This window comes from Clostridium sp. UBA4548 (assembly GCF_002387895.1).
Classification (GTDB): Bacteria; Bacillota; Clostridia; order Clostridiales; family Clostridiaceae; genus Clostridium_J.
This window is the reverse complement of record NZ_DGLI01000023.1, coordinates 231,415-253,390: the sequence shown is the minus strand read 5'-3', so window position 1 is coordinate 253,390 and position 21,976 is coordinate 231,415. Positions and strand designations below refer to the sequence as shown.

Genomic DNA, 21,976 nt, shown 5'->3' with positions numbered 1-21,976 from the left:
AAAATGAATTGAATGATTCAATTTTATGACAAATGAAACGGAGATTTCATTTGTTTCCCGTTATAAAGGAGTGTTACTATGGAAAATAATAATCTTGATCTTATGAGAATAATTCAAGTTAAATTCCCAAGGTTAAGTAAGGGGCAAAAACTTATAGCAGAGTATATTTTAAAGCATTATGATAAAGCTGCTTTTATGACTGCTGCTAAACTTGGAAGTAGTGTAGGGGTAAGTGAATCTACTGTAGTAAGGTTTGCAAATGAACTGGATTACGCGGGATACCCAGAACTACAAAAGGCTCTACAAGAATTGATAAAAAATAAATTAACCACAGTACAAAGAATAGAATTATCTAATGATTTTATAAGCCAAGATAATGCTCTTAAGGGCGTGTTGAAATCTGATATAGAAAATATTAGAGCAACTTTAGAGAAAATAAATTATTCAGCCTTTGAGAACTCAGTTGATAGTATAGTAAATGCTAAAAAGATTTATATAGTAGGTCTTAGAAGTTCAACAGCTCTAGCAGATTTTTTAGGATTTTACTTAAACCTAGTTCTCGATAATGTTAAGATTGTTTCCTATGGAATGAGTGATATCTTCGAGCAAATGCTAAATTTATCTGAAGATGATTGTGTTATAGGAATTGGCTTCCCAAGATATGCTATGAGAACTGTTGAAGTACTAACTTTTGCCAAGTCAAGAAATGCAGATGTTATTGCAATAACTGATAGTGTTTTATCACCACTTGCAGCAAGAGCAGACTATGCACTTATAGCTGAAAGTAATATGGCATCTTTTGTTGACTCCTTAGTTGCGCCATTAAGTGTTATTAATGCGCTGATTATTGCAGTGGGTTTAAGGAAAAAGGAAAAAATCTCACAAACTTTCAATGATTTAGAGGGAATTTGGCAAGAATATCAGATTTATTCTTATAAAAATAAAGATGAAAATAAATTTTAAAATATAGGTTGATTTATAAATCATAATAGAATATTATGTATGTGTAGCTATGAAATCGTTTTACTTCTTCGAATACTTTAAATTTAAACTTTTTATGAATAAGAAGGAAAAACAACAACTACATAGAATAAGTACAATTAAAAAGAAGTTTATTTTGCATGAGCAAAATAAATTGAAATTTTAACTTCAATTTTTTAGGAGGTAGTAAGCGTGGAGATTAAAGCTTATATCGAACAAGTATTGGAAAATGTTAAAAAAAGAAACAGTGGCGAGCCAGAGTTTATTCAAGCTGTAGAAGAAGTTTTACATTCTTTAGGACCAGTTTTAGAAAAACACCCTGAGTATGTAGAAGCTAACTTATTAGAAAGATTCTGTGAGCCAGAAAGACAAATCATGTTTAAAGTATCTTGGATGGATGACAATGGCAAGATGCAAGTAAACAGAGGATTCAGAGTACAATTCAATGGAGTTATTGGACCATACAAAGGCGGTTTAAGATTCCATCCATCAGTTTATTTAGGAATAATCAAATTCTTAGGATTTGAACAAATATTAAAGAACTCTTTAACTGGTCTTCCAATAGGCGGAGGTAAAGGTGGTTCTGACTTCGACCCAAGAGGAAAATCAGATGCTGAAATCATGAGATTCTGCCAAAGCTTTATGACTGAGCTTTACAGACATATCGGACCAGACGTAGATGTTCCAGCAGGAGATATCGGAGTTGGTGGAAGAGAAATCGGATACCTTTATGGACAATATAGAAGAATAAGAGGAGCTTTTGAAAATGGAGTTCTTACAGGAAAAGGCTTATCTTATGGCGGAAGCTTAATAAGACCAGAAGCAACTGGATTTGGAGTAACTTACTACTGCCAAGAAATGTTAAAACATGAAGGAACTGATTTTGCAGGCAAAACAGTAGCTGTTTCAGGTTTCGGAAACGTTGCTTGGGGAGTTTGCAAAAAAGTTGCTGACTTAGGTGGTAAAGTTGTTACATTATCAGGACCAGACGGATACATATACGATCCAGCTGGAATAACTGGTGAGAAAATAGATTACCTAGTTGAAATGTTAAAAATCAACAAAGGTGCTAGAGTTAAAGATTATGCAGACAAGTATGGCGTAGAGTTCTTCGAAGGACAAAAGCCATGGAATGTTAAAGTTGATATCGTAATTCCAGCTGCTACTCAAAATGATGTTCAATTAGAGCATGCTAAACAAATCGTAGCTAATGGAGTTAAATATGTTTGCGAAGCTGCTAACATGCCATGTACAAACGAAGCTGTTCAGTACTTCTTAGACAACGGAGTTATTGTAGGACCAGCTAAAGCTGCTAACGCAGGTGGAGTTGCTACTTCTGCTCTTGAAATGTCACAAAACAGTATGAGAATTGCTTGGACTGCTGAAGAAGTTGATGCAAAACTTCACCAAATCATGATTAACATCTACAACAACTGTAAAAATGCATCAGAAGCTTATGGCTTTGGATACAACTTAGTTGCTGGAGCTAACGTAGCTGGATTTGTTAAAGTTGCTGAAGCTATGCACGCACAAGGAAATTACTAATCCTAATTAATTAAATAAATGAGAGAGAGTTCTTTAGAATTCTCTCTTTTTTTAAGTTTAATACATTACTAAAACCATATTGATGTATACTATTATAGTGTTGATGCTATTTGTATTTATACATTTTAAGTAATTAAAAGTTGAATATTTCTAGAATTTGTATTAAATTATAATATAGGGAATTGGTTGAAAATAGGATTTATAAATATTAGGTGGTGATTTTATGTCAAAGGTCATAGTTATTGGTGGAGGTCCTGCAGGAATGATGGCGGCAATCACTGCTAGTGATAACAATGAAGTTATTTTAGTTGAAAAAAATAATAAACTAGGAAGAAAACTGTACATAACTGGTAAAGGTAGATGTAATGTAACCAATGGTAAAGATATTGGTGAATTTTTTGATTATATACCAACTAACCCTAGTTTCTTATATAGCTCACTATATACTTTTACAAATGAAGATACAATGAAGTTTTTTGAAAGAAACGGTGTTAAGTTAAAGGTTGAAAGAGGAGATAGAGTATTTCCTGAATCAGATAAATCCTCAGATATTATTAGGGTTCTGGAGTCTGAATTAAGAAGCAAAAATGTTAAAATAATATTAGATTCAAAAATAAAGAACTTTGAGGAAAAAGATAATAGAATAAAGTCTGTAATTTTGGAAAATGGTGAAAAAATTTATGGAGATCACTTTGTTTTATGTACCGGTGGTGTTTCCTACCCTCAAACAGGTTCCTCTGGGGAAGGGTTAGAAATCGTAGAGGATTTAGGACATAAAATCGTTGAATTGAAGCCTTCATTAGTGCCAATGGAAATCGAAGAGCCTTGGGTTAAGGAATTACAGGGTCTTTCTTTGAAAAATGTGGAAATATCTTTAAAGAATAAAAGTAATAAAGCTGTATTTAAAGACTTAGGAGAAATGGTCTTTACACATTTCGGTATTTCAGGTCCTTTGGTGTTAAGCGCAAGTAGTGCAGTTAAAAAACAAGGTCCTTATAAGGTAACCATAAATTTAAAACCAGGATTAACAGAAGAAGAACTTGATAAGAGAATACAAAAAGATTTCAAACTTTACGCTAATAAGGATTTTAAGAATTCTTTAAATGATCTTTTTCCAAGTAAACTTATACCAGTTATTATTAGATTAAGCGGAATAGATGAAAATCAAAAGGTTAACATCATAACCAGAGAACAGAGAAAAAACCTTGTTCATTTGACCCAAAACTTGACTCTTACAGTTAAAGGATTGAGACCAGTGGCTGAGGCTATAGTAACCTCTGGAGGAGTGAGCACAAAGGAAATAGACCCATCTACTATGAAATCTAAAATAATTGAAAACTTGAGTTTTGCTGGAGAAGTTATAGATGTAGATGCTTATACTGGAGGATATAATGTTCAGATTGCGCTATCTACAGGTTATATTGCAGGAAGTAAGTTAGGTGATTAAATGATTTCAATTAGAGGTGCTACAACTATTTTAAATAATTCAGAGGAAGAAATTAATAAAAACACCATTGAATTAATAAATGAAATTATAAGGGTAAACAATTTAAATGTAGAAAAAATACATACTATGATATTTTCTTGTACAGATGATATAACAAAGGCATATCCAGGAGCTTTTGTTAGAAAATATTTCGATATGAAAAAACTCTCTCTTATGCATTTTAATGAAATGAAAGTAGATAATTATTTAAAGCTATGCATAAGAGTGTTAATCCTTTCTAACGAAGATAAGGACCAGATCAAATTTGTTTATTTGAATAATGCTAAATCTTTAAGAAAGGACTTAAACCAGTAGGAGAAAGGACGATATGAATGAAAATGTCTATTGCCATTGATGGACCGGCAGGTGCGGGTAAGAGTACTATAGCGAAAATAGTAGGTGAAAAATATAATTTAATGTATATCAATACCGGAGCTATGTATAGAGCTGTTACTCTTTGTGCAATGAATGAGGGAATAAATCCAGATCAGGTTAAAGAGTTATGTGAGCTTGTTGATTCTCTTGAAATGCATTTTGAAAAAGAAAATTTAATAGTTAACGGGGTAGATGTAACTAGTGAAATTACTATGCCACTAATTAGCAATAATGTATCAAAGTATGCAGCTATACCAGAAATCAGAGCAAAGTTAGTAGAGTTACAAAGGAATATATCAAGAAAATATAGTGTTATTATGGATGGAAGAGATATTGGTACAGTGGTTTTAATCAATGCAGATTTAAAGTTTTTCTTAACAGCTAGTGCAGAAGAAAGAGCTAGAAGAAGATATGAGGAGTTAAGAACAAGAGAAATAGAGGTTGATTACGAAACTATACTAAATGATATAATTAAAAGGGATTATATGGACACTCATAGAGAGGCTGACCCATTAACTAAAGCAGCAGATGCCATTGAGATAAATTCTTCTAATATTGATATTAATGGAGTGGTTGATATAATATCCACATATATAGATGGTATTTTAAATTAATTGAGGCATCTTTAAAAAATAAATATGTAAGTATGATTGCCTATTTTGTGCTATACTGTGTCAGCAAAACCTATTAATAGCCCAACTATAAATAGAAACTGTTTAATAGTCTAGCTCAAAATATACTTATCATCTTTGACTTATTATTTATTTTCCAATGCCTAAACTATTTCACACTAGGAAGTGATATGATGAAAGAGATAACCTTAGCAGATAAGGCAGGTTTTTGTTTTGGTGTCAAAAGAGCAGTGGATTCTGCTTTAAAGCTAAAAGAAAAGTACAATAAGCCTATATATACCTTAGGGCCATTAATACATAATAATGATGTGGTTAATTTTTTAAAGGATAAAGAAATTTACTCAGTTGAACTAGAGGAAATTGACAAGTTAAGCCCAGAGGATGTAATTATTATAAGGTCTCATGGTGTATCAAAGGACGTTATAGAAAAGTTAAAGAATCATAAAGTTATTATAGAAAATGCCACTTGCCCTTATGTAAGCAACATACAGCAAAAGGTAGAGAAATATTATAAAGAGGGGTACGCAATTATTATAGTTGGAGATGAGAACCATCCAGAAGTAATTGGAATCAATGGATGGTGTGATAATACAGCTATTATTTCTAAGAGCGGAGATAATATTCATGATATACCTAAAAGGGTTTGTGTGGTGTCTCAAACTACTGAAAAACAAAGTAATTGGGAAAAGGTATTAAGTAAAATTATAGGTTTTGCAAAGGAGTTAATTGCATTTAACACTATATGCAGTGCTACAGAAGTTAGACAAAAATCTGCTGATGAAATATCAAAAGAAGTAGATGCTATGATAATAATTGGTGGATATAATAGCTCAAATACAACTAAATTATATGAAATTTGTAAAAACAATTGTGAGAACACCTATCATGTGGAAAATTTACAAGGGTTACCTAGTGAAATTTTAAAAAATCAAAATATAAAAAAAATAGGAGTTACAGCGGGGGCGTCAACACCTGACTGGATAATTAAGGAGGCTATTGAAAAAATGAGAGATGAAAAAAATGTAAACGGCGAAGAAATGGAACTTTATGAGCAATACTCAAGGGATAATGTAAATATTAGTGTAGGTAAAATCCTTGAAGGGGAAGTATTTAAGGTAAATGAAAAAGAAGCTTATTTAACTATTGGCACTAAATCTGAAGCTATTTTACCTTTAGGTGAATACACTAAAGAGGAAAATGCTTCATTAAAAGACTTTCTTAAAGTAGGAGATAAGATAAAAGCTAAGGTTATTAACAGAAAAAATACAGATGGACTAGTAGTGCTTTCAACAATTGAAGTGGAAAGACAAAAAATTTATGAAGATTTAAGCAGAGCTTTTGAAAATAAAGATATTATTGAAATTCAAGTAAAAGAAGAAGTTAAAGGTGGATTAGTGGGAAGTTATAAAGGAATAAGAGTATTTATTCCAGCATCCCATATAGAATTAAATAGAGTTGATAGTTTAAAAGCTTATATTGGAAGTACAATTCAAGTACAATTAGTTGAATTTGAAAGACAAAGAAATGGAATGAAAATTGTTGCCTCTAGAAGAAGCATTTTAAAAGGCGAAAAGGAAATTAAAGAAGTTGAAACTTGGAATAATCTTCAAGAAGGAGAAGTAGTTGAAGGTTTAGTAAGAAGAATAACCAACTTTGGTGCTTTTGTAGAAATCAATGGAGTTGATGGATTACTTCATAGTTCTGAAATGTCTTGGAATAAGGTTAACAATCCAAGTCATTTACTAAAGGTTGGAGAAAAAGTTAGGGTATACGTTCTAAGTATAGATAAGGAAAATAAAAAGCTATCTTTAAGTATGAAAAAGTTATCTGAAAATCCTTGGAGCAATATTAAAGAAAAATATCCAGTTGGTAACATAGTGTTAGGTAAGGTTGTAAGATTCGCTAAGTTTGGAGCTTTTGTAGAATTAGAACCTGGAATTGACGGATTAGTTCACATATCTCAAATAAGTAAAAATAGAGTGGAAAAACCTGAAGATGTATTAAAAGTAGGGGAAGAAATTAAAGCAATAATAATAGATGTAAATGAAGATGAGAAAAAAGTATCCCTAAGTATTAAGGCTTTAGAAGAAATTTAATAGCTTCTCTTTGTGCATAATAGTATTATGAAAGTAATAGCATTAAGTTATTACTTTTATAATACATCATAACTATGTAGCTAAAGCAACATAATAAAATTTAAATTGCCAAAAAACACGTGATTATTTAAGGATTTTTGAATAATATTGACTTTTTGTGTATTTTTGATAGAATTTATTTATCTGTTTAAATTTGTAAAGGGAGGTATACTGTTGATGAATGAACTAGGACGCCATATTTTAGCTGAAATATATGGTTGCGATGCTGAAATATTAAATAATAAAGAGTTAATAGAAAAAAACATGGTAGAATCTGCACTAAAAGCTGGAGCTGAAGTAAGAGAGGTTGCCTTTCATAAATTTAGTCCACAAGGAGTGAGTGGGGTAGTAATTATTTCTGAATCACATTTAACAATACATACATGGCCAGAACTTGGATATGCAGCTGTTGATGTATTTACTTGTGGAGATAGAATAAATCCTTGGGATGCATGCAATTATTTAACAGAGTTATTAAATGCAAAGAACATGACTGCTACAGAAGTTAAAAGAGGGATTTTTGAACATCCTGTTTCTGTTAAAGCATCAAATATATAAGAGTCATCATTTTGATGGCTTTTTTTATTGTACAGGAAATTCAACTTTTTTTTCTGAAAAAAGCATCTGAAATGACTTGGGAATATTGGATTTCAGAGAATGTATGAAAAATGTACGTAGTTGCTATTTATTTAAAAGGGCTTGTGAATACACAGTTTTCTTCTTTATTTTGAATAAGTTATTTTCACTTTTAAAATAAAATCAAATATTTATTTTTCTCTTGTTAGACCAGATTCACAAGTCTAACAAGAGAAAATAAGTGTTTTAACAAGTGATGATAGGATATTATTTTTAACCTTCTAAGAATAGGATTTTAAATAAGGTTCATAGAATATGGTTATTATTTACATAATTGTAGTATAATATATATAGACTAAAATATTTATTTAATAAGAGGAATCTATGTATAAGTTGGAAGGTTTAAATAATATAAATATGAACTTAATAGAAAATCTTCAGGTTTATGATGAATATAGGTGGAAATATAATTTAGTTCGCCTTTTTAACTCTAATAGTCTATTAAAAAGATTAATGTTTTGGAAAAATATTAAATTCTTAAAAGTGGAAAATGAATATGTAGGTTTTATATGGTTTGATAAATTAGATAGAAATAGATACAAAATAAATTCTATTAAAGTATTGAATAACTATAATACTGCAGAATATTATAATATGCTTTTAAGTGTTATTAAAAGAAAATCTATCATTACTTATAATTGTGCCAATTCAGAAATTGAGTATTATATTTTAAGAAATCTAGGCTTTGAGCAAAGAAAAACCATATTAGAGATGAAAATACAGTTGAATAGCTTATATGACTTGGAAACTGCTCAAAAAATTTCATTTTTTACATTTACAAAAAATAAGGATGAAAGACTACGGTGTGAAGTTCAAAACAAAGTATTTTCTGACATAAGCAGGTATCCTATTAATGAAGGAGATATATATTTTGAAGAGAATCAAAAATATTATATTAAGGATGGTTGTATTTTTGTAAAATATGAAGAAAAGGTTATTGGTTATGGACAAATTATAGTAGATAATTGTAAAGCTTATATTGTAAACTTTGGAATACTGAAAGAATATAGAGGTAAGGGGTTTGGAAAAACACTTTTAAAGTATCTTCTAAATCTTTCTTATAATCAGAACTACAAGGAAATATATTTAAAATGTAATGAAAATAACATAGTAGCTTTGGAATTATATAAATCAATGGGATTTGTAAAAAATCAAACAATATATGAGCTTTATAAAATAAATTAATTTTAATATATAGAATGCGATATAAATACTCTATAAATATATCTAATTCTATTTTTCATTCTCTTTAATATGAATTGTTTAAATTTTCTTATAGTTTCGAATCAATATTGAAACTTATATACACTACTTAGATACATTATTTTGTATCTAAGGGTGCTTTTATGAAATTTCAAAACAATCTAGTAATTATTTTAACAAAGATAATTTAGAATTTGTAAATAAAAGAAATAGCAAGGAAAAACCTTGCTATTTCTTTTATTTATGAAGTTCCATATATTTTTGTAAGCCTATAGATAAAGTATCCATGGCATCTGCAAGTGCTTCAGTGTTTAAGCAGTAGGAAAGTCTTATTTCATCTATGCCCAAACCTTCTGTAGCGTAGAAACCTTCTGCTGGAGCGAACATAACAGTTTTGTTATTGTGGCTAAAATCAGTTAGCATCCATTTAGCAAAATCTTCTCCATTATTTATAGGAAGTTTTGCTACCACATAGAAGGCTCCAGTTGGTTTTTTGCAAACAACTCCTGGAATTTTTGAAAGTTTTTCATAAAGTATGTTTCTTCTGGCTTCATACTCAGCTAAAACCTTTTCAAAGTATTCTTTAGGAGTGTTTATCAAGTTAGCTGCTGCCAATTGTTCAATTGTTGGAACACATAATCTTGTTTGGCATATTTTCATGATTTGAGCAATTAATTCTTTATTTTTTGAAGCTACTAGACCAACTCTAGCACCACAAGCACTATATCTTTTAGAAATACTATCAATTAAGATTACTCTGTCCTCAATATCCTTCATGTAAAGTGCTGAAGTATAAGTTAATCCATCATAAACGAATTCCCTATAAACCTCATCAGCAATTAAGTATAAATCATGGTCTTTACAAATGTCAGCAATCATTCTAATTTCTTCCTTAGTGTAAACAACTCCAGTTGGATTACCAGGATTGGAAATCATGATAGCCCTTGTTTTATCAGTGATTTTGCTAGTTATAACATCTTTTGCAGGTAAGTGAAAGCCTTCTTCAGCTTTAGTGATAAATGGTACAACTTTTGCACCAACTGTGTGAGCAAACCCAACATAGTTTGTATAAAATGGCTCAGGGATTATTACTTCATCTTTAATATCACAAATTGCAGTAAGTGCAAGAGATATTGCTTCTGATCCTCCATTAGTGATAATAAGTTCATCTTTTTCAAAATTTATGTCCCATTCTTTATAATATTTTATAAAGCTTTCAATTGTTTCATCTAATCCTTGGGATTGAGCATACTTTAATACTGCATCTTTGTAGTTAGCAACACCTTCCATAAACTGTGCAGGAGTTTCGATATCCGGCTGACCTATATTTAAGTGGTAAACATGGATACCTTTTTTCTTTGCTGCATCCCCATAGGGTGCAAGTTTACGAATTGGTGAGTATTCCATTGATAAAATTCTGTTTGAAAATTTCATTGTGATAATCCTCCTATGAATTACTATTGAAGTCCTGTATTAAATTTTCTATAGGAACTAAGGATGACTTGATGCCCATAGAAATGGTGTTTTCTATATTAGTAAAATAGCTACGATCTTTTATACAATCTCCTTTTAGGCATTCAGTAGCATCTAATTTTCCTTTTTTAGCATCATACATAGAAAACCCTCCTCTTTTTATATATTTTTACCTTAAAGAATAGGTTTTATGTGATGATTCATTAACCTAATAAAATATTCTTGCTATTTTTACTTACCTTTATAAGTGAATAATACACAAAGTCTTAAAAAGTTAAATATAGTTTTACTTTAGGCGAAATATATATTAAGTTATAAAAAAAATTTGAAATTGTGGCTACATTATAAGAAAATGAAAAAATCCTCTGAAAAAACAAAAAAAACTTTGAATATTGATGAATATTATATATAATAAATAGATGGTTATAATTAAAATGGAGGAGGAACTGCTAATGAAAAAAGATTTAAAGTACTATATAGAAACTTGGGGTTGCCAAATGAATGAAGAAGATTCAGAAAAACTTTCAGGCGGTTTAAAGCCATTAGGATATAAGAGAACAACTTCTAAAGAAGATGCAGATATAATAATTTTTAACACTTGTTGTGTTAGAGAAAATGCAGAGCAAAAGGTTGAAGGAAATCTTGGGGCATTAAAAAAGCTTAAAAAGGAAAGACCAGAAGTTGTTATCGCAATTACAGGCTGCATGATGCAACAAGAAGGTATGGCTGAAAACATAATATCTAAGTTCCCTTTTGTGGACATTATTATAGGAACTCATAACGCTTATAAGTTCACTGAGTATTTAACTAAAGCTTTAGGTGGAGAAAGACCTATTGTTGAGGTTTGGGATAAGGAAGCTGATATTATTGAGGGAGCTGTAATTGATAGAGCTAGCACCATTAAAGGCTTTGTTACTATCATGTATGGTTGTAACAACTTCTGTACTTATTGCATAGTTCCACATGTTAGAGGAAGAGAAAGAAGCAGAAAACCAGAAGAAATTATAAAGGAAATACAGGATATGGTTGCTGCTGGATATAAGGAAGTAACCTTACTTGGGCAAAATGTTAACTCTTATGGTAAAGGCTTGGAACCTGCTATAGATTTTGCACAGCTTCTAAGAAGAATTAATGAAATTCAAGGAATTGAAAGAGTGAGGTTTATGACTTCTCATCCTAAGGATTTAAGCGATGATGTAATAAAGGCTGTTGCTGAATGTGATAAGCTTTGTGAATCAATTCACTTGCCAGTACAATCTGGTTCCTCAAGACTTTTAAAGAAGATGAATAGACATTATGATAGAGAACAATACCTAGAATCAATCAAGAAGATTAAAGCTGCTATTCCAAATGTAGCTTTGACTACTGATATAATTGTAGGGTTCCCAGGAGAAACAGAAGAGGATTTTGAGGATACTTTAAGCTTAGTAAAGGAAGTCGAATACGATTCAGCCTTCACTTTCCTATATTCTAAGAGAAAAGGTACTCCAGCTGACTTAATGCTTGACCAAGTAAGTGAGAGTGTTAAAAAAGAAAGATTTAATAGACTAGTTGAAGCAGTGAATGAGATTTGTGCAAAGAAAAACAAAGAGTATGATGGCAGAACGGTAGAAGTGCTTGTTGAAGGGGTAAGCAAAAGTGACGAAACTAAGCTTACAGGAAGAACTAGAACAGGAAAACTAGTTAATTTTACTGGAGATAAAGCTAGTATTGGAAATTTAGTTAATGTTAAAATTACTAAAGCTCAGTCCTTTTCACTTATAGGTGAGCAAATTTAGTTATATAATAAGGGGGTAAGTATATACCTCATAACGTAGCTAATAAAAGAGAATTTATTAGCATTGTATAATAAAAAACAGTATAAAAAAGCGACTTTGTCGCTTTTTTTATAAAACAAACTAGTCTATATTTATATAAAGGAGAGATAACATGGCTTTAACTCCTATGATGCAACAATATTTAGAGGTTAAAGAAAAATGTAAAGATTGCATTTTGTTCTTTAGGTTGGGTGACTTTTATGAAATGTTCTTTGAAGACGCTAAGGTTGCCTCGAGAGAATTAGAACTTACTTTAACAGGTAGAGATTGTGGGTTAGAAAATAGAGCGCCTATGTGTGGAATTCCTTTTCATGCTGCTGAGGGCTACATATCAAAACTGATCACTAAAGGCTACAAGGTTGCTATTTGTGAACAGGTTGAAGATCCAGCAACTGCAAAAGGAATAGTAAAAAGAGATATAATAAGAATTGTTACACCAGGTACATATACTGAAGGTAGCTTCTTACAAGAAACTAAAAATAACTATATAATGTCACTGTTTATAAGTGATGATAATAAGGTAGGTATATGCTTTTGTGATATTTCTACTGGGGAATTTTATTGCAGTGAAACAAACTTTGAAGAAAATATTATTATTGATGAAGTTTGTAAGTTTGAGCCTAAAGAAATTTTAATTCCACACAATTTTAATAGTAGTATTGCTGAAACTATAGAAGAAAGATTTTCAATTTCTCTTTCCAAGTTTCATAGTGAGGAGTTTAACTCAAACATTGATAATCTAAAACTTCAGTTTAAAAACTTTCAGGATATAAATCTAGGAGTACCAGCTATTAAGTCTTGTAACGGATTGTTAAATTATATTTTAGAAACTCAGAAGATTCCTCTAACACATATTGATGAAATTGAATTATATAACATTTTCGATTACTTAACTATTGATATAAATTCTAAGAGAAACTTGGAAATAACGGAAAGTTTAAGAGAAAAATCTAAAAAAGGAACCTTACTTTGGATTTTAGACAAAACAAACACCTCCATGGGAGCTAGAAGGCTGAAAAATTGGATAGAAAAGCCTCTAGTAATGAAGGAAGAAATAGAGCATAGACAAGAGGCAATTGAAGAATTAGTTAATGATCTGCCCCTATTAGAAGATTTAAAAGAAGTTTTAAAACAAATATATGATATTGAGAGACTTGTAGGGAAGATAAGCTCAAAAAGTATCAATGCAAAGGAGTTAGTGGCTTTAAAGCAATCTGTAGGTAAGATACCATCAGTAAAAGAGCTTTTAAGTTCTACTAATTGCAAATTGTTAAAAAATATTCATAGCACTTTAGATGATTTACAAGATGTATATGAGTTACTTGAGACTTCAATTTTAGAAAATCCAGCACTTTCTGTTAAGGAAGGAAACATCATTAAAGATGGATATAATAAAGAAGTAGATGAATTACGTGTGGCTAAAACAAATGGGAAGCAGTGGATAGCAGCTCTTGAGAATAGTGAAAGAATTGCCACAGGTATTAAATCTTTAAAGGTAAGTTATAACAAAGTCTTTGGATATTTTATAGAAATAACTAAAGCGAATCTTTCTTCTGTTCCAGAAGGAAAATATATTAGAAAACAAACCTTATCCAATGCAGAAAGATTTATAACTCCAGAGTTAAAGGAAATGGAGGATAAAATCTTAGGAGCAGAAGATAAATTAATGGCTCTTGAGTACGATTTGTTTGTGAAAATAAGAGAGAGTGTTGAAATACAAAATCATAGAATGAAAACTACAGCAAAACTAATATCTGAACTAGATTGTTTGTATTCATTAGCTATAATATCAAAGGAAAACAACTATTGTAAGCCTAAGATTAATAATGAGGGAATAATCTCAGTAGAAGGGGGAAGGCACCCTGTAGTTGAGAAAATGCTTCCGGTAAATACTTTTGTAGATAATGATATTGATTTGGATACTAAGGATAATCAGTTAATTTTAATAACTGGGCCCAATATGGCTGGTAAATCCACTTATATGAGACAGGTTGCATTAATAACTATTATGGCTCAAATAGGTTCTTTTGTTCCAGCAAAATCTGCTAATATATCTATCTGTGATAAAATCTTTACAAGAATCGGAGCATCGGATGATTTGGCTGGCGGTAAGAGTACTTTTATGGTAGAAATGTGGGAAGTTTCAAATATCTTAAAAAATGCTACCACAAGAAGCTTAGTGCTTTTAGATGAAGTTGGTAGAGGAACAAGTACCTATGATGGTCTTAGTATTGCATGGTCAGTAATAGAGTATATTTGTAAAACTTCATCAATAAGATGCAAAACCTTATTTGCTACTCATTATCATGAGTTAACAAAACTAGAGGGAGAAATCTCAGGGGTTAAGAATTATTCCATTGCAGTAAAAAAAGTGGATAATAGCATTGTGTTCCTAAGAAAGATTGTAAGGGGAGGAGCAGATGAGTCCTACGGTATTGAAGTTGGAAAGTTAGCAGGACTTCCAATGGAGGTAATTCATAGAGCTAGAGAAATTCTGTTAACTCTTGAGGAAAATAATAAGGAAACTTCGAGTAATACTATTGATAAATCGTCAAATCACATAGAATTATTAGCTGGTGTTAAAACCCAAGAGACAACAACTTATAGCTCAAATAATAACTTTAACATAGAATCAAGTAAGAAAAATAATAAACACAGTGCACAGGTAGAGAGAGAAGTGGCAACTACACTTATAAAAGAAGAGAAAATAGAGCTAGTTCAAATTGGCTTTGAAGATATTGCTACAAAAAATTTACTTGAAGAAATAAAAGCTGTTGATGTATTAAATATGACACCAATGGAAGGGTTTAATAAATTATATGAACTAATTAATAAGGCTAAAAAAATTTAGCCTTATAATCCTTTATAAAAGGAAGTGGGTTTATGAAACGTATTAACTTATTATCACAGGATACTGCAAATAAAATAGCTGCTGGTGAGGTGGTTGAACGTGCAAGCTCCGTTGTGAAAGAATTAGTGGAAAATAGTATTGATGCCAATGGTAAAAATATAATCATAGAGATTGAAGATAGTGGAACTAGTCTTATTAGAATAAGTGATGATGGTGATGGAATTCATCCTGAAGATATAGAAAAGGCATTTATGCCCCATGGCACTAGCAAAATAAGTGATATTGAAGAAATTTTTGCTATTAACACCTTTGGTTTTAGAGGAGAGGCTCTAGCAAGTATTGCTGCTATTTCCAAGGTTAGAATTGTATCAAAAACTGAAGAGTTTCAATATGGAAAAGAAATGTATCTAGAGGGTGGAGAAATTAAATATATAAAAGATATAGGAGCTAATATTGGTACTACTATTGAAATAAGAGACCTATTTTATAATGTACCAGCAAGGCAGAAATTCCTAAAATCTCCTCAAAGAGAAAATAGTATAATAAATGATTTAGTTTTAAGACTAGCCTTAGGAAACCATGGAGTAACCTTTAAATTATATAGTAATGGGAAAGAGGTTTTCGCAAGTTTAGGTACACAAAATTCCAAGGATACAATTAGAGCTGTATATGGAAAAGAAGTATACAATAACATAATTCCTTTTGAAAATCATAGCGATATAATATCAGTTTATGGATTTATTGGAAATAGGGAAATAAGCCGAGGTAGTAGAAATAGACAAAGTATTTTTGTTAATAAGCGACTAATAAAGAGTAGTTTAATTACTGCTGCAGTTGAAAATGCTTTTAAGTCCTTTATAACTGTTAATAAATTTCCATTCTTTCTTGTTTATATTGATATTTTTCCAGATTTCATTGATCCTAATGTACATCCTACTAAAGCTGAAATTAAGTTTTTTGATGAAAAGGCTGTATTTAAGTTAGTATTTGATGGAGTTCACAAGGTCTTGAGGGAAAGCTTAAGAAATAGCTTTGATATTGAAGAAGACATATATACTGATAGGAGTTCAAAGGAAAAGGTAGAGCAAATTTCTGCTGTAGAATTTCCTATAGACTTTCAAGCTATTAATAAAAATAGCTTTGCCATAAATAATGAGGTTAGTGATAGTGTTACAGAAAAGGAAAGTTATAAAGAAGCTGCAAAAACTTCTAGCTATGAAGAGGAAGCTCCTCAAAGAAGAAGTATAGAAATATATGAAAAGCCTAATGAAAATATAGAGTATGCGAAAGAAATAAAAGTCCAGCAACAGTTTAAGGAAGTAAAAGTTCCTAAGTTTCCTAGCCTTAGATTAATTGGACAATTTAATAGTACCTATATTCTTGGTGAATATGGAGATGAACTTTACCTACTAGATCAGCATGCTGCTCATGAAAAGATACTTTTTGAAAGGTATAGAGAAGCTATACTGAAACTACAGGTAGTAAGTCAAATACTACTAACTCCTTTAGTTATTGAATTAGGCTTTGAGGATTATGGTTATTATATAGAAAATAAGGATGTATTCACTTCCTGTGGCTTTGCTATTGAGGATTTTGGTGGAAACTCAGTATCCATAAGAGAAGTTCCAATGCTCCTGGGAAAACCTGATGTTAAGGGGCTATTTTATGATATTATTGAAAACCTTAAAGTTCTAGGCACAGGAAGAACTGTAGATGTAAAATACGACAAAATTGCATCCCTTGCTTGTAAAGCAGCTGTTAAGGCAAATAATAAGCTTTCAGAAAAAGAAATGGAGACTTTAATCGAAGAATTAAGATATATTAATGACCCTTTCACTTGTCCTCATGGAAGACCCACTATAATTAAAATAGGGCTGCAAGAACTAGAGAAGAGATTTAAAAGAATACAATAAAGCAAGGTGAGGTAGTTTTATGATAGATATTTTTATTTTAGCTGGTCCTACAGCAGTGGGAAAAACCAATATTTCAATTAATCTAGCTAAAAAACTTAAGGGAGAGATAATATCAGCGGATTCCATGCAAATTTATAAAAAAATGGATATTGGTTCTGCCAAGATTTCAGAAGAGGAAATGCAGGGAATACCTCATCATATGATTAATGTTGTGGATCCTAAGGAAGAGTTTAGCGTGGCTATGTTTAAGGAAAAAGCAGAGAGAGACATAGAGAACATAAAAAGTAGAGGAAATCTTCCAATGATAGTTGGGGGAACTGGATTCTATATCAATTCCCTAATTTACAATTATAATTTTGCTAATACAAATAGAGATGAAGAATATAGAAAACATCTTGAAACTCTTTCAGAAGAAAAAGGGAACATCTATGTGCATAATCTTCTTAAGGATATAGATTTAGATAGCTATAATAAGCTATATCCTAATGATTTAAAAAGGGTCATAAGAGCATTAGAAGTTTACAAGGTTACGGGAAAGCCAATATCACAGTTTGCAAAGGAAGAAGATTTGTATAACATTCCTTACAATGTTCACTATTATGTACTTAACATGAATCGTGAGGAGCTATATGATAGAATTAATAAAAGAGTAGACATCATGTTAGAAAAAGGTTTAATAGATGAGGTTATAAGATTACAAAAAGAAGGATATACTTCTGATATGCAATCTATGAAGGGTATAGGCTATAAAGAGATACTATATTATTTAGATGGGCAAATTTCTTTGGAAAAATCTATAGAGATGATAAAGCAATTTAGTAGAAATTATGCTAAGAGGCAGCTTACTTGGTTTAGAAAAGATCCAAGAGTAAAATGGGTAAATAAAGATGAATTTTCCGATGAAGATGCTATTGTGGATTTTATATATAATGATTTTCTGGAAAATATACAAATAATTTCAAAATAAAGAGGATTTTTTCATCATCTATAGAATAATTTCATTATAGTTTTGGAGGTGCGGGTATGAGTAAATCTACAAATAATTTACAAGATATTTTCTTAAATGGTGCTAGAAAAAATAAAATTCCTGTTACAATTCATTTAACTAATGGTTTTCAAATTAAAGGTACTGTATCAGGCTTTGACAGTTTTACAGTAGTTTTAAACGTTACTTCTAATGGAGACGGAAAACAACAAATGCTTATTTATAAGCATGCAGTTTCTACTATTACACCATTAAGACCAATACTATTCAATAACACGAATGAGCAAAGTGAAGAATAAGTTTAAATAAAAAATACACCTTTTGGTGTATTTTTTATTGTTATATAAATTAACTTTTAAGTTTTTCTTTATAATTTGATTAATGTACTGTAATATGATAGTATATTTAAGAAATTCTACAAAAGGAGTAAGTGAAATGTTAAGTTTAACTAAAGAGTTTTTACTAAAAGAATATAAGATAAATGATAATATACTAAAGTTGTATGAAAGAGCTATAGAAGATGTACAAGAGCAATTCAATAAATTGGATAGTATTAGAGAATACAACCAATTAAAAGTATTAAGTGCTTTTCAACAAGAAAGAATCAGTGATATGCACTTTACTAATTCTACTGGTTATGGTTATGGGGATATAGGAAGAGATGCTTTAGATAAGGTGTATGCAAGGATTTTCCATGCAGAAGCTGCTTTAGTTAGGCCCCATTTTGTTAATGGAACTCATGCAATAGGAGCTGCACTTTTTGGAAATTTAAGACCGAATGATACTATGTTAAGTGTGTGTGGAACTCCTTATGATACTCTTCATAACATAATTGGTATTAGTGGAAATACCAATATTGGTTCTCTTAAGGAATATGGAGTGAACTACAGACAAATTGAATTAGATGAGAAGCAAAGAGTTAATATAGAGTTAATGAAGGAAATTTTAAGAGAAGATAAAAGTATAAAGTTAGTACATATTCAAAGATCTACTGGTTATGGCTGGAGAAAATCTCTTCTAGTAGAGGACATAGAACCAATTATCAAAGCAGTTAAGAGCATAAATGAAAATATAATTTGTTTTGTTGATAATTGTTATGGTGAATTTATAGAAACTATTGAGCCAACTGATGTTGGAGCGGACTTAATTGCTGGTTCCTTGATTAAAAATATTGGAGGAGGAATAGCTCCAACGGGAGGATATATTGCAGGAAAAGAGCAGTATGTAACTCAAGCCTCCTATAGACTTACTATACCTGGAATTGGAGGGGAGTGCGGTTCTACCTTTGGTGTAATGAGAACTTTTTATCAGGGGTTATTTCTTGCACCTCATGTTGCAATTGAAGCAGTAAAAGGAGCCATATTCTGCGCTAGAATAATGGAACTTGCAGGCTTTGAAGTGTTACCTAAACATGATGATAGAAGAAGTGATATTATACAAGCTATTAAATTCAAGGATAAAGAAAAACTTATCAAGTTTTGCAAAGGAATTCAAGCAGGTTCTCCAATAGATTCCTTTGTAGAGTGTGAGCCATGGGATATGCCAGGATATAATGATCAAGTTATAATGGCAGCAGGGGCTTTTATTCAAGGGTCTTCTATAGAACTTTCAGCAGATGCACCTATAAGAGAACCTTATATTGCTTACCTTCAGGGAGGTTTAACTTTCGATCATGCTAAGATTGGAATTTTAATTTCTCTTTCAAAAGTGCTAAATGGATAACTAAAAATAACTAGGGTATAGAAAAATAAGAAGCTATTTAATAGCTTCTTAATATTTTCTATATAACCCTGCAAGTTTTCCAAGAATTTTGCAATCCTTAACTAAAATAGGAGTCATAGAAGAATTTTCAGGTTGTAATCGTATGTATCCATCTTCCTTAAAAAATCTTTTAATAGTAGCTTCATTTTCAATCAGTGCAACTACAATGTCTCCATTAGAAGCAGTAGAGGTTTTTTCAATAATTGCTAGATCACCATCAAAGATACCTGCCTCAATCATGCTTTCACCAGAAACTTTTAACATATAAAGTTCAGCAGTGCTTTTTACAAAGTTAAGAGGTAGTGTGAAAAAATCTTCAATGGACTCTTGTGCAAGTATTGGCTCCCCAGCTGTAATTTTTCCTACTATAGGGATATCTACCATTTCTTTTTTTATTGGAGATTCCATAAGAATTTCAATTGCTCTTGGCTTAGTTGGATCTCTTCTAATAAGACCTTTTTTTTCCAATCTGGAAAGATGGCCATGAACGGTAGAAGTAGAACTTAAATTAACAGCTTCGCAAATTTCTCTAACAGAAGGAGGGTATCCCTTTAAGGAAACTTGTTGCTTAATGAATTCATATATTTCGCTTTGTTTATTACTTTTTATTTCAATCATGAAAACACCTCTCATTCAAATAAATTATACCATATTTTATGGTTGATATCAAACTAATGTTCTTCTATACTTATAATTATTGACAATATATTGAACAAAATACTTACTTAATAAAACTATTAAAAAATGCAAATAATTTTCTTATAAAGCACTTAAAGATAATTTTATTAAAATATAAAATTTGGAGATGATAAGATGACCAGTTTTTTGGACTTAAATATAAATAATGAAATAGTTAAAGCCCTTGAGAAGCAAAATATTAAAATACCAACTAAAATTCAAAACTCTGCTATACCATTAGTTCTTGAAGGGACTGATATTATTGGAGAGTCAGAAACAGGAAGTGGTAAAACTTTAGCCTATCTTCTACCACTAATAGAAAAGATAGAATATGAAAAAAGAGAAAACCAAATTATTGTGTTGACCCCAACTCATGAACTAGCTATTCAAGTAAATAAAGTTATAGAAACTATTAGAGAAAATTCTAAACTTAATCTAACTTCAGCAGTAATAATTGGGAATGTAAATATAAAAAGACAAATTGAAAATCTTAAAGAAAAACCTCAATTTATAATTGGTTCACCAGGAAGAATTTTGGAACTAATTAAACTTAAAAAAATATCCGCTCATACTGTTAAAACTATTGTAATAGATGAATGTGATAGATTGCTTGATGAAAACAATTATGAAACCATTAAAGCTGTGATAAAAACTACCTTGAAGCAAAGACAACTTCTAATGTTTTCCGCTACAGTTACTGAAGAAGTAATTGTAAAGGGAAAAGAGTTAATGAAAGAACCTAAAATTATTAAAGAAAAGATAGCTTCTGTAGTAAATGAAAATATAAATCATATTTTTATGGTGTGCGATAGAAGAGATAAAGTACTGCTTTTAAGAAAGCTTATGGCTGCACTAAAACCTAAAAAGGCAATAGCATTTATTAATAAAACAGATGAAATTGAGATTTTATCTGGAAAACTTAAATATCATGGCTTAAAAGCAGATGGAATCCATGGCTCTTTTGTTAAAAATGAAAGAAAAAAGGTTATGGAAGATTTTAAGAGTGGCAAAATAAATTTATTAGTGGCATCAGATTTAGCAGCTAGAGGTCTTGATATTGAAGGGGTTACTCATATTTTCAATATAGATATCCCTGAGGATCCTAGAGATTATCTACATAGGAGTGGAAGGACAGGAAGAGTCAGGAATAAAGGCATGGCTATTTCAATTGTTACTGAAAAAGAAATCCCCATAATTAAAAGCTTTGAAAATAAATTTAATATAAAGATTAATTATAAAGAACTTTCTTATGGAAGATTATTTGATGGCGAATATAAAGCTGGCGATAGCTCATTGCCTAGGTCTACAGACTACAAAAAACCTTCTTTCAAAAGCAATTCCAGTGAACAAAGAAAAAAAACAGAAAATTTTGAAGCGGGTAAAGATAAAAAAAATACTAGACCAGCATATGCTGAAAATAGGAAAGATAATAGAAAAACAAACACTAATTTTCAAAAGAAACCTAAAAAGTCAAATTAAAATAAAAGTTTGTTGAAAAATTATTG

18 protein-coding genes are annotated in these 21,976 nt (G+C 30.7%); 15 read left to right on the top strand and 3 right to left on the bottom strand.

What is annotated here, in order from left to right:
• Nucleotides 1–78 precede the first annotated feature (78 nt).
• The 8 genes from B3040_RS09280 to B3040_RS09245 all read left to right on the top strand — a co-directional run bounded on the left by B3040_RS09280 (nucleotide 79) and on the right by B3040_RS09245 (nucleotide 8,975).
• Complete coding sequence (locus B3040_RS09280; protein ID WP_291572486.1) at nucleotides 79–963, top strand: MurR/RpiR family transcriptional regulator; 885 nt, start codon at nucleotides 79–81, stop codon at nucleotides 961–963.
• 216 nt (nucleotides 964–1,179) lie between these two features.
• Nucleotides 1,180–2,526 (top strand): NADP-specific glutamate dehydrogenase, encoded by a 1,347-nt coding sequence (gene gdhA / locus B3040_RS09275; protein ID WP_291572560.1) that lies wholly within the window; start codon nucleotides 1,180–1,182, stop codon nucleotides 2,524–2,526.
• Between the two features lie 223 nt (nucleotides 2,527–2,749).
• On the top strand, nucleotides 2,750–3,973 hold the full coding sequence (locus tag B3040_RS09270) for an NAD(P)/FAD-dependent oxidoreductase (RefSeq protein ID WP_291572484.1): 1,224 nt from the start codon (nucleotides 2,750–2,752) through the stop codon (nucleotides 3,971–3,973).
• Nucleotides 3,974–4,327: a chorismate mutase gene (gene aroH, locus B3040_RS09265; RefSeq protein ID WP_291572482.1), complete on the top strand. Its 354-nt coding sequence runs from the start codon at nucleotides 3,974–3,976 to the stop codon at nucleotides 4,325–4,327.
• A gap of 17 nt (nucleotides 4,328–4,344) precedes the next feature.
• Nucleotides 4,345–5,001, top strand: coding sequence for a (d)CMP kinase (gene cmk / locus B3040_RS09260; protein WP_291572480.1), 657 nt, complete (start codon nucleotides 4,345–4,347; stop codon nucleotides 4,999–5,001).
• A 191-nt stretch (nucleotides 5,002–5,192) separates the two neighbouring features.
• On the top strand, nucleotides 5,193–7,115 hold the full coding sequence (locus B3040_RS09255) for a bifunctional 4-hydroxy-3-methylbut-2-enyl diphosphate reductase/30S ribosomal protein S1 (RefSeq protein WP_291572558.1): 1,923 nt from the start codon (nucleotides 5,193–5,195) through the stop codon (nucleotides 7,113–7,115).
• Nucleotides 7,116–7,331: 216 nt separating this feature from the next.
• Nucleotides 7,332–7,712, top strand: coding sequence for an adenosylmethionine decarboxylase (speD, locus tag B3040_RS09250; protein WP_017415947.1), 381 nt, complete (start codon nucleotides 7,332–7,334; stop codon nucleotides 7,710–7,712).
• 402 nt (nucleotides 7,713–8,114) lie between these two features.
• Nucleotides 8,115–8,975 carry a GNAT family N-acetyltransferase gene (locus tag B3040_RS09245; RefSeq protein WP_291572479.1) on the top strand — a complete coding sequence of 287 codons (861 nt, stop codon included), beginning with the start codon at nucleotides 8,115–8,117 and terminating at the stop codon, nucleotides 8,973–8,975.
• Nucleotides 8,976–9,230: 255 nt separating this feature from the next.
• Here the strand turns inward: B3040_RS09245 and B3040_RS09240 are convergent, their stop codons facing one another.
• Both B3040_RS09240 and B3040_RS09235 read right to left on the bottom strand, forming a co-directional pair.
• Nucleotides 9,231–10,427 (bottom strand): pyridoxal phosphate-dependent aminotransferase, encoded by a 1,197-nt coding sequence (locus B3040_RS09240; protein WP_291572477.1) that lies wholly within the window; start codon nucleotides 10,425–10,427, stop codon nucleotides 9,231–9,233.
• A 13-nt stretch (nucleotides 10,428–10,440) separates the two neighbouring features.
• A complete protein-coding gene (locus B3040_RS09235) occupies nucleotides 10,441–10,608 on the bottom strand; it encodes a hypothetical protein (RefSeq protein WP_291572475.1) in 168 nt (55 codons plus the stop codon).
• 292 nt (nucleotides 10,609–10,900) lie between these two features.
• On the opposite strand from B3040_RS09235, the gene miaB reads away from it, so the two are divergent.
• The 6 genes from miaB to B3040_RS09205 all read left to right on the top strand — a co-directional run bounded on the left by miaB (nucleotide 10,901) and on the right by B3040_RS09205 (nucleotide 19,754).
• Nucleotides 10,901–12,244 (top strand): tRNA (N6-isopentenyl adenosine(37)-C2)-methylthiotransferase MiaB, encoded by a 1,344-nt coding sequence (miaB, locus tag B3040_RS09230; RefSeq protein WP_291572474.1) that lies wholly within the window; start codon nucleotides 10,901–10,903, stop codon nucleotides 12,242–12,244.
• A gap of 151 nt (nucleotides 12,245–12,395) precedes the next feature.
• The gene (gene mutS, locus B3040_RS09225; protein WP_291572473.1) at nucleotides 12,396–15,134 is read left to right on the top strand and encodes a DNA mismatch repair protein MutS; all 2,739 of its coding nucleotides are present in this window, start codon (nucleotides 12,396–12,398) and stop codon (nucleotides 15,132–15,134) included.
• 32 nt (nucleotides 15,135–15,166) lie between these two features.
• A complete protein-coding gene (gene mutL, locus B3040_RS09220; protein ID WP_291572471.1) occupies nucleotides 15,167–17,047 on the top strand; it encodes a DNA mismatch repair endonuclease MutL in 1,881 nt (626 codons plus the stop codon).
• Nucleotides 17,048–17,066: 19 nt separating this feature from the next.
• Nucleotides 17,067–18,014 carry a tRNA (adenosine(37)-N6)-dimethylallyltransferase MiaA gene (gene miaA, locus B3040_RS09215; protein WP_291572470.1) on the top strand — a complete coding sequence of 316 codons (948 nt, stop codon included), beginning with the start codon at nucleotides 17,067–17,069 and terminating at the stop codon, nucleotides 18,012–18,014.
• Nucleotides 18,015–18,070: 56 nt separating this feature from the next.
• Complete coding sequence (hfq, locus tag B3040_RS09210) at nucleotides 18,071–18,331, top strand: RNA chaperone Hfq (protein ID WP_291572468.1); 261 nt, start codon at nucleotides 18,071–18,073, stop codon at nucleotides 18,329–18,331.
• 136 nt (nucleotides 18,332–18,467) lie between these two features.
• Nucleotides 18,468–19,754: an aminotransferase class I/II-fold pyridoxal phosphate-dependent enzyme gene (locus B3040_RS09205; RefSeq protein ID WP_291572466.1), complete on the top strand. Its 1,287-nt coding sequence runs from the start codon at nucleotides 18,468–18,470 to the stop codon at nucleotides 19,752–19,754.
• A 48-nt stretch (nucleotides 19,755–19,802) separates the two neighbouring features.
• On the opposite strand, the gene lexA is transcribed toward B3040_RS09205, so the two are convergent.
• The gene (gene lexA, locus B3040_RS09200) at nucleotides 19,803–20,411 is read right to left on the bottom strand and encodes a transcriptional repressor LexA (RefSeq protein ID WP_017415957.1); all 609 of its coding nucleotides are present in this window, start codon (nucleotides 20,409–20,411) and stop codon (nucleotides 19,803–19,805) included.
• Nucleotides 20,412–20,606: 195 nt separating this feature from the next.
• On the opposite strand from lexA, the gene B3040_RS09195 reads away from it, so the two are divergent.
• Nucleotides 20,607–21,950: a DEAD/DEAH box helicase gene (locus tag B3040_RS09195; RefSeq protein WP_291572463.1), complete on the top strand. Its 1,344-nt coding sequence runs from the start codon at nucleotides 20,607–20,609 to the stop codon at nucleotides 21,948–21,950.
• The last annotated feature ends 26 nt before the right edge of the window (nucleotides 21,951–21,976 follow it).

Excerpts from the sequence above, each read along its gene's own strand:
- B3040_RS09280 (WP_291572486.1), top strand. The coding sequence starts at position 79 with ATGGAAAATAATAATCTTGATCTTATGAGAATAATTCAAGTTAAATTC.
- B3040_RS09270 (WP_291572484.1), top strand. The coding sequence starts at position 2,750 with ATGTCAAAGGTCATAGTTATTGGTGGAGGTCCTGCAGGAATGATGGCG.
- aroH (WP_291572482.1), top strand. The coding sequence starts at position 3,974 with ATGATTTCAATTAGAGGTGCTACAACTATTTTAAATAATTCAGAGGAA.
- cmk (WP_291572480.1), top strand. The coding sequence starts at position 4,345 with ATGAAAATGTCTATTGCCATTGATGGACCGGCAGGTGCGGGTAAGAGT.
- B3040_RS09255 (WP_291572558.1), top strand. The coding sequence starts at position 5,193 with ATGAAAGAGATAACCTTAGCAGATAAGGCAGGTTTTTGTTTTGGTGTC.
- speD (WP_017415947.1), top strand. The coding sequence starts at position 7,332 with ATGAATGAACTAGGACGCCATATTTTAGCTGAAATATATGGTTGCGAT.
- B3040_RS09245 (WP_291572479.1), top strand. The coding sequence starts at position 8,115 with ATGTATAAGTTGGAAGGTTTAAATAATATAAATATGAACTTAATAGAA.
- B3040_RS09240 (WP_291572477.1), bottom strand. The coding sequence starts at position 10,427 with ATGAAATTTTCAAACAGAATTTTATCAATGGAATACTCACCAATTCGT.
- B3040_RS09235 (WP_291572475.1), bottom strand. The coding sequence starts at position 10,608 with ATGTATGATGCTAAAAAAGGAAAATTAGATGCTACTGAATGCCTAAAA.
- miaB (WP_291572474.1), top strand. The coding sequence starts at position 10,901 with ATGGAGGAGGAACTGCTAATGAAAAAAGATTTAAAGTACTATATAGAA.
- mutS (WP_291572473.1), top strand. The coding sequence starts at position 12,396 with ATGGCTTTAACTCCTATGATGCAACAATATTTAGAGGTTAAAGAAAAA.
- mutL (WP_291572471.1), top strand. The coding sequence starts at position 15,167 with ATGAAACGTATTAACTTATTATCACAGGATACTGCAAATAAAATAGCT.
- miaA (WP_291572470.1), top strand. The coding sequence starts at position 17,067 with ATGATAGATATTTTTATTTTAGCTGGTCCTACAGCAGTGGGAAAAACC.
- hfq (WP_291572468.1), top strand. The coding sequence starts at position 18,071 with ATGAGTAAATCTACAAATAATTTACAAGATATTTTCTTAAATGGTGCT.
- B3040_RS09205 (WP_291572466.1), top strand. The coding sequence starts at position 18,468 with ATGTTAAGTTTAACTAAAGAGTTTTTACTAAAAGAATATAAGATAAAT.
- lexA (WP_017415957.1), bottom strand. The coding sequence starts at position 20,411 with ATGATTGAAATAAAAAGTAATAAACAAAGCGAAATATATGAATTCATT.
- B3040_RS09195 (WP_291572463.1), top strand. The coding sequence starts at position 20,607 with ATGACCAGTTTTTTGGACTTAAATATAAATAATGAAATAGTTAAAGCC.